Below are 12,935 nucleotides of genomic sequence, written 5' to 3' on the forward strand. Positions count from 1 at the left end.
GGCCGCGGAGTCCGCGAGCCGTACCTTGAGAGTGTGGGGTCGTCGGCCCAGGGAGGTGCCCATGCCCTCGCAGTACGTCATGGTGTGGAGGATCCGGCCCGTGTGGTCCAGGACCTCGGCGCCGTTCCCGTCCCGGGTGACGACCTCGTGGAGCACGGTCACCCGCGCGACCTCCGCGGCGAAGTAGCCGTAGGCGGTCACCCGTTCCGCGAGCCAGATCAGCGCTTCGGCACCGTCCGGCAGGCGATCCAGGGCACGCACCGCCAGGGAGCCGAAGGCGTTCGACAGGCGGCCGGCCTCGGCGGGCGAGCAAGGCGAGCCCGACGGCGACAGGCGCGAGGCCGGTCCCGGTCCAGGCCCGGACGGTCTCGCTCACCGGCGGGGGACGGACTCGCTTCTCTTGATCACGCCTGGAAGCATGCCACCGCACTGACCTGAGCTCCAAGGCGCGGTGGGCGATGAGTTTCCTCCAGTGGGAAAGTCTGTTGTCCGAACACCTGCCGGACGAGCACGTCTTGTGGACCAGGTGTGATCCGGAGCACGACTGGTGACAGGAGACTCGCTCGCATGACTGGTTCGGAACTGGCAGCAGACCGCGACCCGAAAACCGAGGTCTGGTCATTGATCCGTACGGAGCGAGCGGCTTTGGCAGCCGACCTTGCCGACTTGCCCGACGACCGGTGGACGACCCCGTCGCTGTGTGCCGGGTTGACGGTGCGTGAGGTCCTGGCGCACCTGACCGCGGGGGCGAGCCTCAATGCCGTGCGCTGGCTGGCGGGCGTGATCAGCTGCGGGTTCGACTTCGACAAGCAGGTGGCGATGCGGCTGGCCGAACAGCTCGGTGCGACCCCCGCCGAAACACTGGACCGGTTCCGGCATGTCGTCCCCAGCAGGACCAAGCCGCCTCTGCCCGCCGTGGCCATGCTCGGCGAGACGATCGTGCATGCGGAGGACATCCGGCGTCCCCTGGGCATGCGGCGCGACTACCCGACCCGGGCGGTCACACGGGTCGCCGAGTACTACCGGGGGTCGGATCAGGTCGTCGTTGCCAAGGGACGTATCACCGGCCTGCGACTCGTCGCGAACGACGGCCCGTTCGAGACCGGATCCGGGGCAGTCGTGTCCGGCAGCACCCTGGCCCTGACGATGGCCATGACCGGACGCGCGGCCCATCTCGACGACCTGGAAGGCGACGGCGTCGAGCTCCTGCGCGAGCGCTGCGGAACGGCGTGAGGGCAGCCTTCCGCGTCGTCCAGCGCATCCCGATCGTGGAGCCAGTACTCGGGTTTCTTGACGGCGTTGTCGACGACTGTGGAGGATGGGCGAGTGACGGAGGGGGGCCGGTGAGCAGACGGCTTGCGCGCAAGATGCTGCGGCAGATGGCGGCAGGGGGGCCGGTCGAGGTCGCCCCCTTCATCGCGACGACGAAGAAGTTGACCCGCCTCGCCTACGTCGCCCAGCAGTTCGGATACGCGTACGCGGACATACGGCAGGGCGGCGGGCCACAGGGCAACGGGTACGTGATGCTGATCGTGCCCGACCCCAGCCCGCGAGCCCGCGCGCGAGCTGCGCGGAACTGGGAGCTGTACCCGGAGGCGATCGACGGGGGAACGCTGCCACCTCTCGTGCCCGAGGCGGTCGAGCTTCTCAAGGCCCGCATCACGTTCGACATCACCGCCATGTACGGCAACAAGCAGTTGCTTCTGCTCTCGGGTGTCGCCGCCCTTCCGCTGGCTGTGCCCATCGGCTTCGTGCTCGGCTCGGGTGCCACCGCGGTCGGCATCGCCTGCGCGGCCTGGGCCGCACTGATGGCCCTCACTCCGATCGGATTCGCTGTCAACCGACGTTACACCGGCAAGTCCGCCGCTCTGCTGGAGGAAGCCTGTTTCGCCCTGGTGGCGGACGAGAACGGCCGACTGCGGTACGTGCCGCCGGAAGGGCAGCTTCCGGGGCACGGCGACCCCTTCGCGGCAGGGACGTAGCGAGCGGCACAAGGCCTGCTGGGCCGGGACCCGCACGGCCTGCGGTGGACGAGGTCCTCGTTCCGAGGTCGCGGTCGGGACGGGACCATCGGCCGAAGCCCGCCACCGCCACCGAGGCGATCATGGGAGTGGTCCGTTCAAGCGGGGGAGGAGCCGTGCGGGTGGAGCAGGTGGACTGGGTCGAGGTCCCGGCCGGAACGCTGTGTCGGGGTACGCCGGGCGACGAAGTGGCGGCGGTGGCCCGCCGTTACGCGGACACCGGAGTGCCGGTGGACTGGTACAAGAAGGAAGTCCCGCGTGCGGAGATCCACGTTCCGGCCTTCCGGATCGCCCGCACGCCCGTCACCGTCGGCCAGTGGGCACCCTTCGCGGCGGCCTCCGGCCGGCCGGTCCCGGCGACGCCGGTGGACCACCCCGTCATCGGGATCCCCTATGAGGCGGCGACCGCCTACTGCCGGTGGCTCGGGAACCGCATCGGCCTCGGCGTGCGACTGCCCACGGAGGACGAGTGGGAGCGCGCCGCGCGGGGCGACGACGACCGGGAGTTCCCGTGGGGCGAGGAGTACCGCACCGGTCTGGCCAATCTCGTGGACCTCGGCATCGGCACCACGACGCCGGTCGGCTCGTTCCCCGGCGGAGCCAGCCCCTTCGGCGTGCTCGACATGGCGGGCAACGCCGACGAGTGGACCTCGACCCCCTACGCGCCCTACCCCGGCGCCCCCGCCGATGTGCCGGGCACCGAGGACTGGGCCTTCGACCGGCACATCACCCGGGGCGGCGCGTTCCGCCACGACCGGGACCTGGCCCGGTGCGCCCGCCGGCACGGCGCCTACGAGCCGGACCTCGTGGCGATCGGCGTGGGCTTCCGCCTGGCGGCCCCGGCCCGGCCGGTCGGCGGGACTCAGTAATTGCGCCACTCGTCCAGGACGTATTCGAGCACCGCGGGGTCCATCAGGGTGCTCGGCCGTACGTCGGTGCGGCGGCGGTCGACGGGGAACACGGTCGCCGCTTCGAGCACCGCGTCGTCCAGGTACCGCAGCTCGGGAGCGTCCGCGGCGAGCCGCAGCTCAGGTGCTTCGCTGTCGCGGGCGGCGAGCACGAAGCCCCAGTTGCCGAAGCTCGGCACATCGACCTGGAACTCCGTGGTCGAGTACCCCGCCTCCTCGATCGTCTTCGCGATCGACCAGTACGTCTTGGGCGCGAAGAACGGCGATCCGCTCTGCACCATCACCTTGGCCTGCGGCGTCAGGACCCGGCCGAGCAGATGATAGAACTCGACCGAGTACAGCTTGGCCAGCGATGCTGAATCAGGGTCGGGGAAGTCGATGACGACCGCGTCGTACTGCTGCCGGGCACCGCGCAGCCAGTTGAAGGCGTCGGCGTTCACCACTTCGGTCCGCGGGTCGTCCAGCGCGTCCCGGTTGAGCGCGCGCAGCGGCCCGTAGTCCCGCGCCAACCGGGTCATGGCAGGGTCGAGTTCGACGAGGGTGACGTGCCGGACGTCCTCGTACCGCAGCACCTCGCGCAGCGCGAGCCCGTCACCGCCACCCATGATCAGCACGTTGGAGCGACGGCCCGACAGCGCGGGGTGGACGAGGGACTCGTGGTAGCGGTACTCGTCGACGGAGCTGAACTGGAGATCGCCGTTCAGGAACAGCCGGATGTCGGGGTCCCCGGTGAAGGCGGTGGACCGGGTGATGACGATGTCCTGGTACTGGGTGGTCTCGGCGTGCACGATGGGGTCGGCGTACATGTGCTGACGCGCGGTGATCTCCAGGTCGTCCGCGAACACGTACGTCGTGCAGAGCACGGCCAGCACCGCGGCGACGCCCGCCAGCAGACCGGCCTTCACCATGCGGCGGATCTCGCGGCGGAAGATGAACACCACGACGATGACGCCGGCGACCGCGTTGACCGAGCCGACCACCAGAGCGCCCTTCAGCTGGCCGAAGGCCGGCAGCAGGAGCAGCGGGAAGCACAGGCCGCCGACGAGGGCACCGATGTAGTCGACGGCGAACATGTCGGCGACGGCACTGCTCGCGTCCTGCCGGCGGATCCGCTGCAGGAGGGTCATCAGGAGCGGGATCTCGGCGCCGATCAGAATGCCGATCACCAGGGACACCACGATCATCGCGGGCATGTAGAGCTGCAGCCAGGCGAAGGCCGCGTACAGGCCCAGGACGGACAGGCCGCCGATCAGTGCCAGGGCGCCTTCCAGCACCGCGAACGCGACGACCGCGCGACGCCGCAGCGGTTTGGCCGCCAGCGAGCCCACACCCATGGCGAAGACCATCACGGAGATGACCACGGAGGTCTGGAGCACCGAGTTGCCGACCAGATAGCTGCCCAGCGCGGTCAGTGCCAGTTCGTAGACGAGGCCGCAGGCGGCACAGAGGAAGACGGCGAGCAGCAGAAGGAACCGCGCCCCCCGGGGCGAAGGAGTCCCCGGGGGGCGGGAGGTGGCAGTGGTGCCGCGGTCGTCCAGGGTGGTGGAACTCATGGGAGCCGTTCTAGGAGAGGGCCGCGCCGACCATGAAGGCGGTGCCCAGGTACATGCCGGCCTGCACCCAGGCGGCGGGGTGCGGGCGGTCCCCGATGTCCTCCAGGGCGACCGCGCCCATCTGGCCCGGCGCGAGCTTGCCGATCACGATGCCGACCAGTGTCATCACCAGCACGCCGGCCAAGCCGTAGAGGAGCGTGCTGAACAGGCCCTGGCCCAGCCCCTCCTCCGACTCGCTGGCCCGGATGGCCTCCATGACGACCAGGCCCACCGCTACGGACTGGCTGCCCAGCAGCACGGCCGCCCCGCGATTGCGGTCCCGCCACACCACGTGGAAGAGCTTGCCGGGCGTGACAAGGTCCAGGGCGACGAAGCCGACGGCCATCACGACCAGGCCCACGACTCCGTAGAGCAGGGCCTGACCGGCCGACTCGAAGATCTCGGTCACTGGGATGCCTTTCTGGAGAGCGTCGTCGAAGCGAGGAGGTGGTGCTGGCCGGCCGGCACGGGGCTCACTTGCCTTCGCCCGGACCGCCGCCGCGGTAACTCTGACTGTTCGGGTTGGGCCAATTGACGAGGTGCTGCTGGTGGCGGCGGTAACCGTTGCGGTAGTCCTCGATCTCGATCATGCTGCCGCCCCGGTACGGCGAGACGGTCACCATGTCGTCCCCGTAGCGCAGGAACTGCATGCCGCCCCCGGAAGACCGGTCGAGCGCCTCGCGCTGGTCGTCGATCGCGTCGGCGACCCGAGTGGGGCCACTGTCCTTGTCGAGCCACCGGGACCCGTTGGAGGTGTACTGGTCGCGGATCCAGGAGCGGGGAACCCCGTCGTCCCCGTCGCTGGAGCAGGCCGCGAGCGAAACGGTGAGCAGAGCGGCCGCCACCGCTGCGCGGACGAGTCGGGCGCTGTTCATCGGGCCTCCAGTCGAGTGCGCGTCGATACGATCTGCCCGTTCTGCGGGTACGTGTGCCAGGTGCGCCAGGCCAGCGCGGGAGGTGACGCCTCGTCGGTCGCCTCGACGACCACCGCCGTCACCGCCTCCGGCGAACCCGGGAAGGTCCCGCACAGGCTGTGCTCCGCGTCCGCCGCCCGGCCGAGGACCTGCGCCACCCGCGCGCTGAACTCGTCAGGGTCGAGGCGCGCCGTGGAGGCGCTGAAGTCGTAGGTCCAGCCCGCCAGTTGCCGGGTGAGTCCGGCCGGCAGCCCCCGGGCGGCACCCGGCAGGCACGCCACGGTCTCCCGCACGGGCCCGGCGAACACCTGGTGCGACGCGCCGAGCAACCGCATGCGTACGGTCAGTCCCCCCACGAGCGCTTCGCGTTCGGCGAGCGCCGGCCGCTCGCCCAGGTCCAGTGAGAAACAGAGCTGGTCCGCGTCCGTGTCCAGATAGGGGGCTTGCAGTGACAGTGCGTGCATGCGGCCCCCGGTCCGATATTGCTACGAGCGGCGCTGAGTATGGCACACGGCTCCTCGGGTGTCCGAACGGCGGGGTACCCGCGGCGGCTCCTTGTCCCACCGCCGCGCCCGCCATCGCCCCTTGAGCCGCTCGGTTGTCCGTGAACTCCCCCGGAATTGTCCGTGATCGGTAACGGACGCATCCCACGGCCGCGGTCCTCCGTCCTGCCAGGTGGTCCCGACGGGACCGGGGGACGGCGAGGAACTACGCGAAGGCGGGACGGACATGGCGCGGCACGGTGGCGGACGGGCCTGGTACGGCAAAGTGGCCGGGGCGGCCCTCGGAGTGACGGTCCTCGCGGTCGGCGCCTCGGTGTGGACCGCGCAGGCCGGACCCGTGGGCGCGGCGGCACCGAAGGCGACCGCGCCGGCCACGCCGGACAGTGACATCGAGCCGGTCGACCCGGCCATCGCGCACGCCTCCGACGAGGGAGCGCGGGGCGTCAACATCACCGTCGACGACGGGCCCGACCCCACCTGGACGCCGCAAGTGCTCGCCGTGCTGCGTGAGTACGGGGTCAAGGCCACGTTCTGCGTGACGGGCACGCAGGCCCAGGCCCACCCGGACCTCGTGAAGGACGTCGTCGCGGCCGGGCACCGGCTGTGCGACCACTCGGTGTCGCACGACACCGCCATGGACAAGAAGTCCGAGGAGTACCAGTCCAAGGAGATCCTCGACGCCGAGCGCATGATCACCGAGGCGTCCGGCGGCGTACGGCCGATGTACTACAGGGCCCCCGGCGGTGCCTTCACCCCCCACAGCCGCAAGCTGGCCGCGTCCCGGGGCATGCGTCCACTGGGCTGGAACGTGGACACCAAGGACTTCGAGCGGCCCGGCACGGACGCCATCGTCGCCACCGTCCAGCGCGAGCTGCGCAACGGGCCGACGATCCTCTTCCACGACGCCGGGGGCGACCGCGCCCAGACGGTCGAAGCCCTGCGCAGGGTCCTCCCCTGGCTCAGGGAGCAGGGATACTCGTTCGGCTTTCCGGTCCACTGACACCTTCCGCCGCCCGGGCCGGGGCCCCTGCTCTGTTCGTGCGGTGCCGGGGTCAGTGGCTGCCGGCGAGTTCTCCGGTGAGCTTGCCGTGGAGGTCGGCGCTGGGGTCGTTGAGGCCGGTGATCTCCACCGTCTTGCCGCGCTGGGCGTACTTGGTCTCGATGGCGTCGAGTGCGGCGACGGAGGAGGCGTCCCAGATGTGGGCGGAGGAGAGGTCGATGACGACCTTCTCCGGGTCGCCCGCGTAGTCGAACTGGCCGACGAGGTCGTTGGAGGAGGCGAAGAACAGCTCGCCGGTGACCCGGTAGACGACCGTGCCGCCGTCGGGGTCGGTTACGGCGGTGACCTGGGCGAGATGCGCGACGCGCCTGGCGAAGATGACCATGGCGGTGAGGGAGCCGACCACGACACCGATGGCGAGGTTGTCGGTGGCGACCACGACGATCACGGTGATGACCATCACGGCGATCTCACCGGTGGGCATCCGCTTGAGGGTCTTGGGCGCGATGGAGTGCCAGTCGAAGGTGCCGAAGGCGACCATGACCATGACGGCGACCAGGGCGGCCATGGGAATGTCCGAGACGATGGGCCCGAAGGCGATGCACAGCACCATCAGGAACGAGCCCGCCAGGAACGTGGAGACGCGGGTACGGGCGCCGGAGACCTTCACATTGATCATGGTCTGGCCGATCATGGCGCAGCCGCCCATGCCGCCGAAGAAGCCGGTGACGACGTTGGCGATGCCCTGCCCGATGGACTCGCGGGTCTTGGAGGAGTGGGTGTCGGTGATGTCGTCGACCAGCTTCGCGGTCATCAGCGACTCCATCAGGCCGACCAGCGCCATGGCGAGGGCATAGGGGGCGATGGTCGTCAGAGTGTCCAGGGTGAAGGGCACGTCCGGCAGGCCCGGCACCGGCAGCGAGGACGGCAGCTCGCCCTTGTCGCCCACGGTCGGCACCGCGATCCCGGCTGCCACGGTGATCACGGTGAGGATCACGATGGACACCAGGGGCGCCGGGACGACCTTGGTGACCTTCGGGAAGAGCACCATCAGCGCCAGACCACCGAGGAGCAGCGGGTACACCGGCCAGGGCACGTCGTGCATCTCCGGCACCTGCGCCATGAAGATCATGATGGCGAGGGCGTTGACGAAGCCGGTCATCACCGAGCGCGGCACGAACCGCATGAGCTTGGCCACGCCCACCGCGCCCAGGACGATCTGGAAGACGCCTGCCAGGATGACGGTCGCGACCAGGTAGCCGAGGCCGTGCTCGCGGTTGACGGGCGCGATGACGAGCGCGACCGCGCCGGTGGCGGCGGAGATCATCGCGCGGCGTCCACCGACGATGGAGATCGTCACGGCCATGGTGAACGAGGCGAACAAGCCGACCGCAGGGTCGACACCGGCGATGATCGAGAAGGAGATCGCCTCAGGGATCAGGGCCAGGGCGACGACCAGGCCGGCCAGGACCTCGGTGCGCCAGACCTTCGGGTTGTTCAGCCAGTCGGGGCGCAGGCCACGCAGGCGCGCCGCAGGAGTCACAGCAGCAGAAGACAAGGAGATGCGTACCTGTCGTGCTCGGGCGCACGCCGGCGGCAGGCCGGGGCGCGCGGGAAGGGTGAGCAGGGGCCGGGCCGGCACCCCGCGGACGGCCCGCAGAGCGGGCGGGTGAGTCGGAAGGGGGAGGGACGAGAGCGGGGCGGCGCACACGCGCAGCCGGGCGGCTCACATCCGCGGGCGAAGGGTCACGGCGGGCAGGCGGCGGCGATGGGCGTCATGGGCTCGCGCACGCTCACTCCTGCAAGAATCGAGTCTTCGCCGGGGGCGTCGTCGGCCCCGGAAACGGCAGAGGCAGGACGGACGGGCCGCCCTCACCGACGACAACTCTACCCTAACGTTAGAGTAGGGGTCGGGCGGGGTCACACGGGAAGCGGCCCGCCACGACGGGAAGAGCCAGGAGAACGGCGTTGGACGACAAGCACATGCAGATCGGCGAGGTCGCCGCGCGGACGGAGCTGTCCCTGCGCACCATCCGGCACTACGAGGAGACCGGTCTGGTCATCCCTTCCGCCCGCTCCCAGGGGGGCTTCCGCCTCTACACCGAGACCGACGTCGCCCGGCTCATGGTCATCCGCCGGATGAAGCCGCTCGGTTTCACCCTGGAGCAGATGCGCGACCTGCTGGACGCCACCGACCGTCTGGACGGCGACGGCGTTCTCGACACCGACGAGCACGAGGCCCTGCTGGAGCGCGTCCGCACGTACCAGCAGACCGCCGCCGAACAGGTGGAGAAACTGCGGGTCCAGCTGGCCCGCGCCGAGGACTTCGCAGCCACCCTGGCCGCCCGCCTGGCCCAGAACACTCCGGACGCCCGCGTCCGGAAGCCATGAGGGTCACAGCACCCCCATACTCGCGCAGGGCCCAGGGCTGACGGCAGTCACCTGAGTGCGCCGACAGTACCCGCCGCGATCCAGGTTGCGAGGGCCAGGAGTGCCGTGGCGATCGCGTTCATCACCATTCCCTGTCGAGGCTCGAGCCGACGAGTAAGCAGTGACACCAGAGCCGCGTACCCGGACCCTCCCAGGATGCCCGTCGAGTGGTGCAGAGGGCCGATCAGCGGTCGCTCAAGGATCCGCCGGAGTCCTGCCCGAAGTCCGACAGCGAACGGACACATGAAGCCGAGCGGCCCGAACAACGCGACCAAGGGCGCCACCTGTACCCGCTCGGTGACCATCGTGAGCACGACCTTGGGAAGCATCGAGCTGTCCGGCGGATCACCACTGATGGTCGACGAGTCGCCGCTCGGCAGGGAGACGAGTACGAGCCAAGCCGGACCGCCGCATCTGTGAGATGGCGGCAAGCAGGCCGGTACCCGCGCTGACCGATGTCTTCTCGTCGACGACCGGGAGGAGAACGTCGAGGCGGCACGTGAGCCGGGGATGACTACGGTGCTCTCTCGCGCCGTCGACGGTCTGAGAGGGGCCCTGGCCGGGCTGCTCGACCGGTCACCCCACCCACCACGCCAGGTGCGAACAGGACCGGTAAGCCCTTGCGGAAGCCCTCCGCGCCGACGTGTACGCCGCGACCGACACCGCGATGCCGGTCGGTGCGCTACCCGCTGTGCGGCGCGATCCGGCGCAGGGCCAGGAGGGTGGCGTCGTCCGAACGGTGCGGGCCGTCAAGGCGTGCGACGAGGTGCTCGGCGTAGGCGTGCAGCCCCTCCCGGACCGGGCCCGGGGTTGCCGTCCGCAAGGAGGCCTCGGCGGCGTCGAGGAAGCGCAGTGTGTCAAGGTCCGGGTCACCGTCCCGGCGCTCGGTGAGGCCGTCCGAGTAGATGAGGACGATGTCGCCGATCCGGAGCGGGATCTCGTCGGCGGTGTAGACCGCGCCGGTCAGCACACCGAGGGGAAGTCCCGGTCCGCCGGGCGGGGCGGGCAGGGAGGTGGCGCGCCCGTCGCGGACCAGCACCGGGGTGGGGTGTCCGGCAGTTACCCAGCGCAGCAACTGCCGCTCGGGATGGTAGCTGGCGATGACGCCGGTGGCGGTGGACTCGGTGCCGTCGGCGCAGGCGGTCTCGTTGAGCCAGTACGTAAGCTGCTCGACCGGCTGCTCTGTGTGGGCGAGCCCGGCAAGGGCATAGCGCAGCTTCGCCATCAGGGTGACGTCGGACAGTCCGTGCCCCCGGGCGTCACCGAGAGCGACCAGGAGCCGGCCGTCCGGCAGTTTGCGGGCCTTGTACCAGTCGCCCCCCACTCCCGCCTCGCGTGCGTCCGGCCGGTAGACGGCTGCGGCCTGGAGACCGTAGGCGGCCAGCTCGTCGTGGAAGTGCGGCAGTACCGCTTCCCGCAGGGCCTCCGCGACCTCCCCGAGCGTCTTGGCGTGCTGGCGCTGACGACGTGCTTCTCGTTCGGCGTGGTCTGCTGTCTCACGGCGGCGGCGTTCGGCGGTGACGTCGGTGAGTACGGCGCGGACGCCCCAGACCATGGTCCCGGGGGCGATCCGTACGGGCTCGGCGATCATGCGGGTGATCCGGTTGGTCCTGCCGGGCAGGCGCAGTGTGCAGTCCGCGGTCCGCTTCCGCAGGATGACGTCGTACAGCATCTGGTAGAGGCCGGGCAGACTGTCCTCCGTGACGGTGCCCGCGAGGTCGGACAGGGTGGGCAGCGCGGCGCCGTCGGCCAGCCCGAGGACCTGTCGGAATCCCAGGGAAGGCTCGACGCCGTCGTCCCCGAGATTCCACTCCGCCCAGCATGTGCGTACCAGCTGCTGGGCGGCGGTGGCCATGTGCCTGCGGTGACCGGGTTCCCAGGTGGGCAGCAGCTGGCCACCGCAGGGGCTGACACGGACTTCGGTGATGAGCCTTACCGGCCCGGAAGGGCTGCCGAGCACCCACTCGACGGCTTCGGGGCCCTGGGCCGCACGGTCACGGTGCGCGCGGCTGATCATCCTGACGATCGGCGTCCGGCGCAGGGAGGGAAACCGTGTGTACAGCGACACGGGCCCCGACCACCATGAGAGCGTGCCTTCGGGGAGCCGCTCGGTCACGTAGGCGACGGCCGCCGCGTTCTGGGTCGTGTAGAGGGTGTCGACGATCTCACCGTCGTCACCGGGCACGGGGGTCACCAACAGGGCCGGCACGGGGAGCGCGTCGAGGACCTCCTGTCCCGTCGGGGCCGGCGGCACTGGCGGAACCTGTGGTGGGGGATGTCTGTCGGGAGCGGCCTGGTGGTCGGTGTAGTAGTCCCGTGTGTAGGACCGGATGCGCCGGCGCTGGGCCTGCAGCAACCCTCTGATCGCCTCCCGCTCCAGACGGGCGCGTGCGTCGGGCACCCGGGGGGGAGATGATCCATGAGGGCTCGGGCCTCCAGCGACGCACAGCGGGGGCAGTAAAGAACAGCCTCGTCCCGGGGGCGGCGGTCGGCCACTGGTGTTACGCCGTGCGAAGCGCCTCGCCGGCCTGCGCCCGGGTGACCTCCCGGACCTCGCGCGGCGATCCGCCCCCTGTTCGCCGTGCGCGACCAGCATGTCGCCGGGGTGTTCTTCGTGCCGGCGGGTCACGCCGCTCGCCCGCCGCCCAGCTCAACGATCACTGCCGGGCGGCTTCTCGGTATCGTCAACGTCCACCTCGATCCCTCGGACCACGTCGGGGGGTGCTTCGCTCCTTCGGCAGCGGTGCTTCAATGAACCGTCGTTCCTGATCCGGTGAAGGAGAAACGCTGTGTCCTTGGTGTCTGTCGTGATGCCCGTGTACAACTCGGCGGCCACCCTCGGTGCGGCCGTCCGATCGGTACTCACGCAGACCCACACCGACCTGGAGCTGCTGGTCACCGACGACCAGTCCTCCGACGGCTCCATGGACCTGCTGCGCGAGTTCGCCGCCCAGGACGAGCGCGTCCTGCCCCGTTCCGCGCCCGAGCGGGGAGGTGCGGGCCGGGCCCGCAACCTCGCCATCGAGCGGGCCCGCGGGGACTACATCGCCTTCCTCGACTCGGACGACATGTGGCTGCCGGAGAAGACCGAGAAGCAGCTCGCCTTCGCCGCACAAGGCCACGCGCCGTTGACGTTCACCTCGTACTTCAAGATGGACGCCGACCATGACGGTGAGAGCACCGACTGGGCTCCCAACGGCCGGGTGATCCGTGCGCGGGAGCACGTGGACTACCGCGCCATGCTGGTCCGGGACCACATCGGTGCACTCACAGCCATGTACGACCGCAACGTTCTCGGCACGAGGCTGATGCCGGAGATGCGCAAGCGTCAGGACTACGCCCTGTGGCTGTCGATCATGCGGGACGGCGCTGACGCCCGAGGCCTGGCCGAGCCGCTCGCGGTGTACAGGGCCCACCAGGCAGGATCGCTGTCCTCCAACAAGCTGTCGCTCGTGCAGTACAACTGGACCCTGTACCGCGAGCACGAGCATCTGTCGGTCCCGCGGTCGACGCGGGCGCTGGCCGGCGCTGTGTGGCAGTCGCTGCGGAACTCGCGCATTTGACCCC

Annotated in this window: 13 protein-coding genes; 7 read left to right on the forward strand and 6 right to left on the reverse strand. The window is 70.3% G+C overall.

Annotated elements, in window-relative coordinates; all coding sequences use genetic code 11:
- Window positions 1–61 precede the first annotated feature (61 nt).
- The 4 genes from AMK11_RS38965 to AMK11_RS16785 all read left to right on the forward strand — a co-directional run bounded on the left by AMK11_RS38965 (window position 62) and on the right by AMK11_RS16785 (window position 2,890).
- On the forward strand, window positions 62–187 hold the full coding sequence (locus AMK11_RS38965; RefSeq protein WP_274535671.1) for a hypothetical protein: 126 nt from the start codon (window positions 62–64) through the stop codon (window positions 185–187).
- Between the two features lie 380 nt (window positions 188–567).
- Window positions 568–1,233, forward strand: coding sequence for a maleylpyruvate isomerase family mycothiol-dependent enzyme (locus AMK11_RS16775; RefSeq protein ID WP_073727811.1), 666 nt, complete (start codon window positions 568–570; stop codon window positions 1,231–1,233).
- Window positions 1,234–1,343: 110 nt separating this feature from the next.
- Window positions 1,344–1,982 (forward strand): hypothetical protein, encoded by a 639-nt coding sequence (locus AMK11_RS16780; RefSeq protein WP_143194584.1) that lies wholly within the window; start codon window positions 1,344–1,346, stop codon window positions 1,980–1,982.
- Window positions 1,983–2,104: 122 nt separating this feature from the next.
- A complete protein-coding gene (locus AMK11_RS16785) occupies window positions 2,105–2,890 on the forward strand; it encodes a formylglycine-generating enzyme family protein (protein ID WP_073727987.1) in 786 nt (261 codons plus the stop codon).
- Here AMK11_RS16785 and AMK11_RS16790 read toward each other — a convergent pair.
- From AMK11_RS16790 to AMK11_RS16805, 4 genes are all read right to left on the reverse strand, one after another.
- Complete coding sequence (locus AMK11_RS16790) at window positions 2,884–4,482, reverse strand: polyamine aminopropyltransferase (RefSeq protein ID WP_073727815.1); 1,599 nt, start codon at window positions 4,480–4,482, stop codon at window positions 2,884–2,886. The genes AMK11_RS16785 and AMK11_RS16790 overlap by 7 nt on opposite strands.
- Window positions 4,483–4,492: 10 nt before the next feature.
- A complete protein-coding gene (locus AMK11_RS16795) occupies window positions 4,493–4,930 on the reverse strand; it encodes a DUF350 domain-containing protein (protein ID WP_073727817.1) in 438 nt (145 codons plus the stop codon).
- Between the two features lie 64 nt (window positions 4,931–4,994).
- Window positions 4,995–5,396, reverse strand: a complete 402-nt coding sequence (locus AMK11_RS16800) for a DUF4247 domain-containing protein (protein WP_073727819.1) — start codon at window positions 5,394–5,396, stop codon at window positions 4,995–4,997.
- Window positions 5,393–5,899 (reverse strand): DUF2617 family protein, encoded by a 507-nt coding sequence (locus AMK11_RS16805; protein ID WP_073727821.1) that lies wholly within the window; start codon window positions 5,897–5,899, stop codon window positions 5,393–5,395. The genes AMK11_RS16800 and AMK11_RS16805 overlap by 4 nt, the downstream gene beginning before the upstream one ends.
- Window positions 5,900–6,164: 265 nt before the next feature.
- Here AMK11_RS16805 and AMK11_RS16810 point away from each other — a divergent pair, with 265 nt between their 5' ends.
- The gene (locus AMK11_RS16810; protein ID WP_073727823.1) at window positions 6,165–6,938 is read left to right on the forward strand and encodes a polysaccharide deacetylase family protein; all 774 of its coding nucleotides are present in this window, start codon (window positions 6,165–6,167) and stop codon (window positions 6,936–6,938) included.
- Between the two features lie 52 nt (window positions 6,939–6,990).
- Here the strand turns inward: AMK11_RS16810 and AMK11_RS16815 are convergent, their stop codons facing one another.
- Window positions 6,991–8,496 carry a SulP family inorganic anion transporter gene (locus AMK11_RS16815; protein ID WP_073727825.1) on the reverse strand — a complete coding sequence of 502 codons (1,506 nt, stop codon included), beginning with the start codon at window positions 8,494–8,496 and terminating at the stop codon, window positions 6,991–6,993.
- Between the two features lie 410 nt (window positions 8,497–8,906).
- Here AMK11_RS16815 and AMK11_RS16820 point away from each other — a divergent pair, with 410 nt between their 5' ends.
- Window positions 8,907–9,329, forward strand: coding sequence for a MerR family transcriptional regulator (locus AMK11_RS16820; RefSeq protein WP_198941382.1), 423 nt, complete (start codon window positions 8,907–8,909; stop codon window positions 9,327–9,329).
- A 721-nt stretch (window positions 9,330–10,050) separates the two neighbouring features.
- Here AMK11_RS16820 and AMK11_RS16830 read toward each other — a convergent pair.
- Window positions 10,051–11,769: a PP2C family protein-serine/threonine phosphatase gene (locus AMK11_RS16830; RefSeq protein WP_073727829.1), complete on the reverse strand. Its 1,719-nt coding sequence runs from the start codon at window positions 11,767–11,769 to the stop codon at window positions 10,051–10,053.
- Window positions 11,770–12,157: 388 nt separating this feature from the next.
- Here AMK11_RS16830 and AMK11_RS16835 point away from each other — a divergent pair, with 388 nt between their 5' ends.
- Window positions 12,158–12,931 (forward strand): glycosyltransferase family 2 protein, encoded by a 774-nt coding sequence (locus tag AMK11_RS16835; protein ID WP_073727831.1) that lies wholly within the window; start codon window positions 12,158–12,160, stop codon window positions 12,929–12,931.
- Window positions 12,932–12,935: the final 4 nt, after the last annotated feature.

This window comes from Streptomyces sp. CB02414, from assembly GCF_001905385.1.
GTDB lineage: Bacteria > Actinomycetota > Actinomycetes > Streptomycetales > Streptomycetaceae > Streptomyces.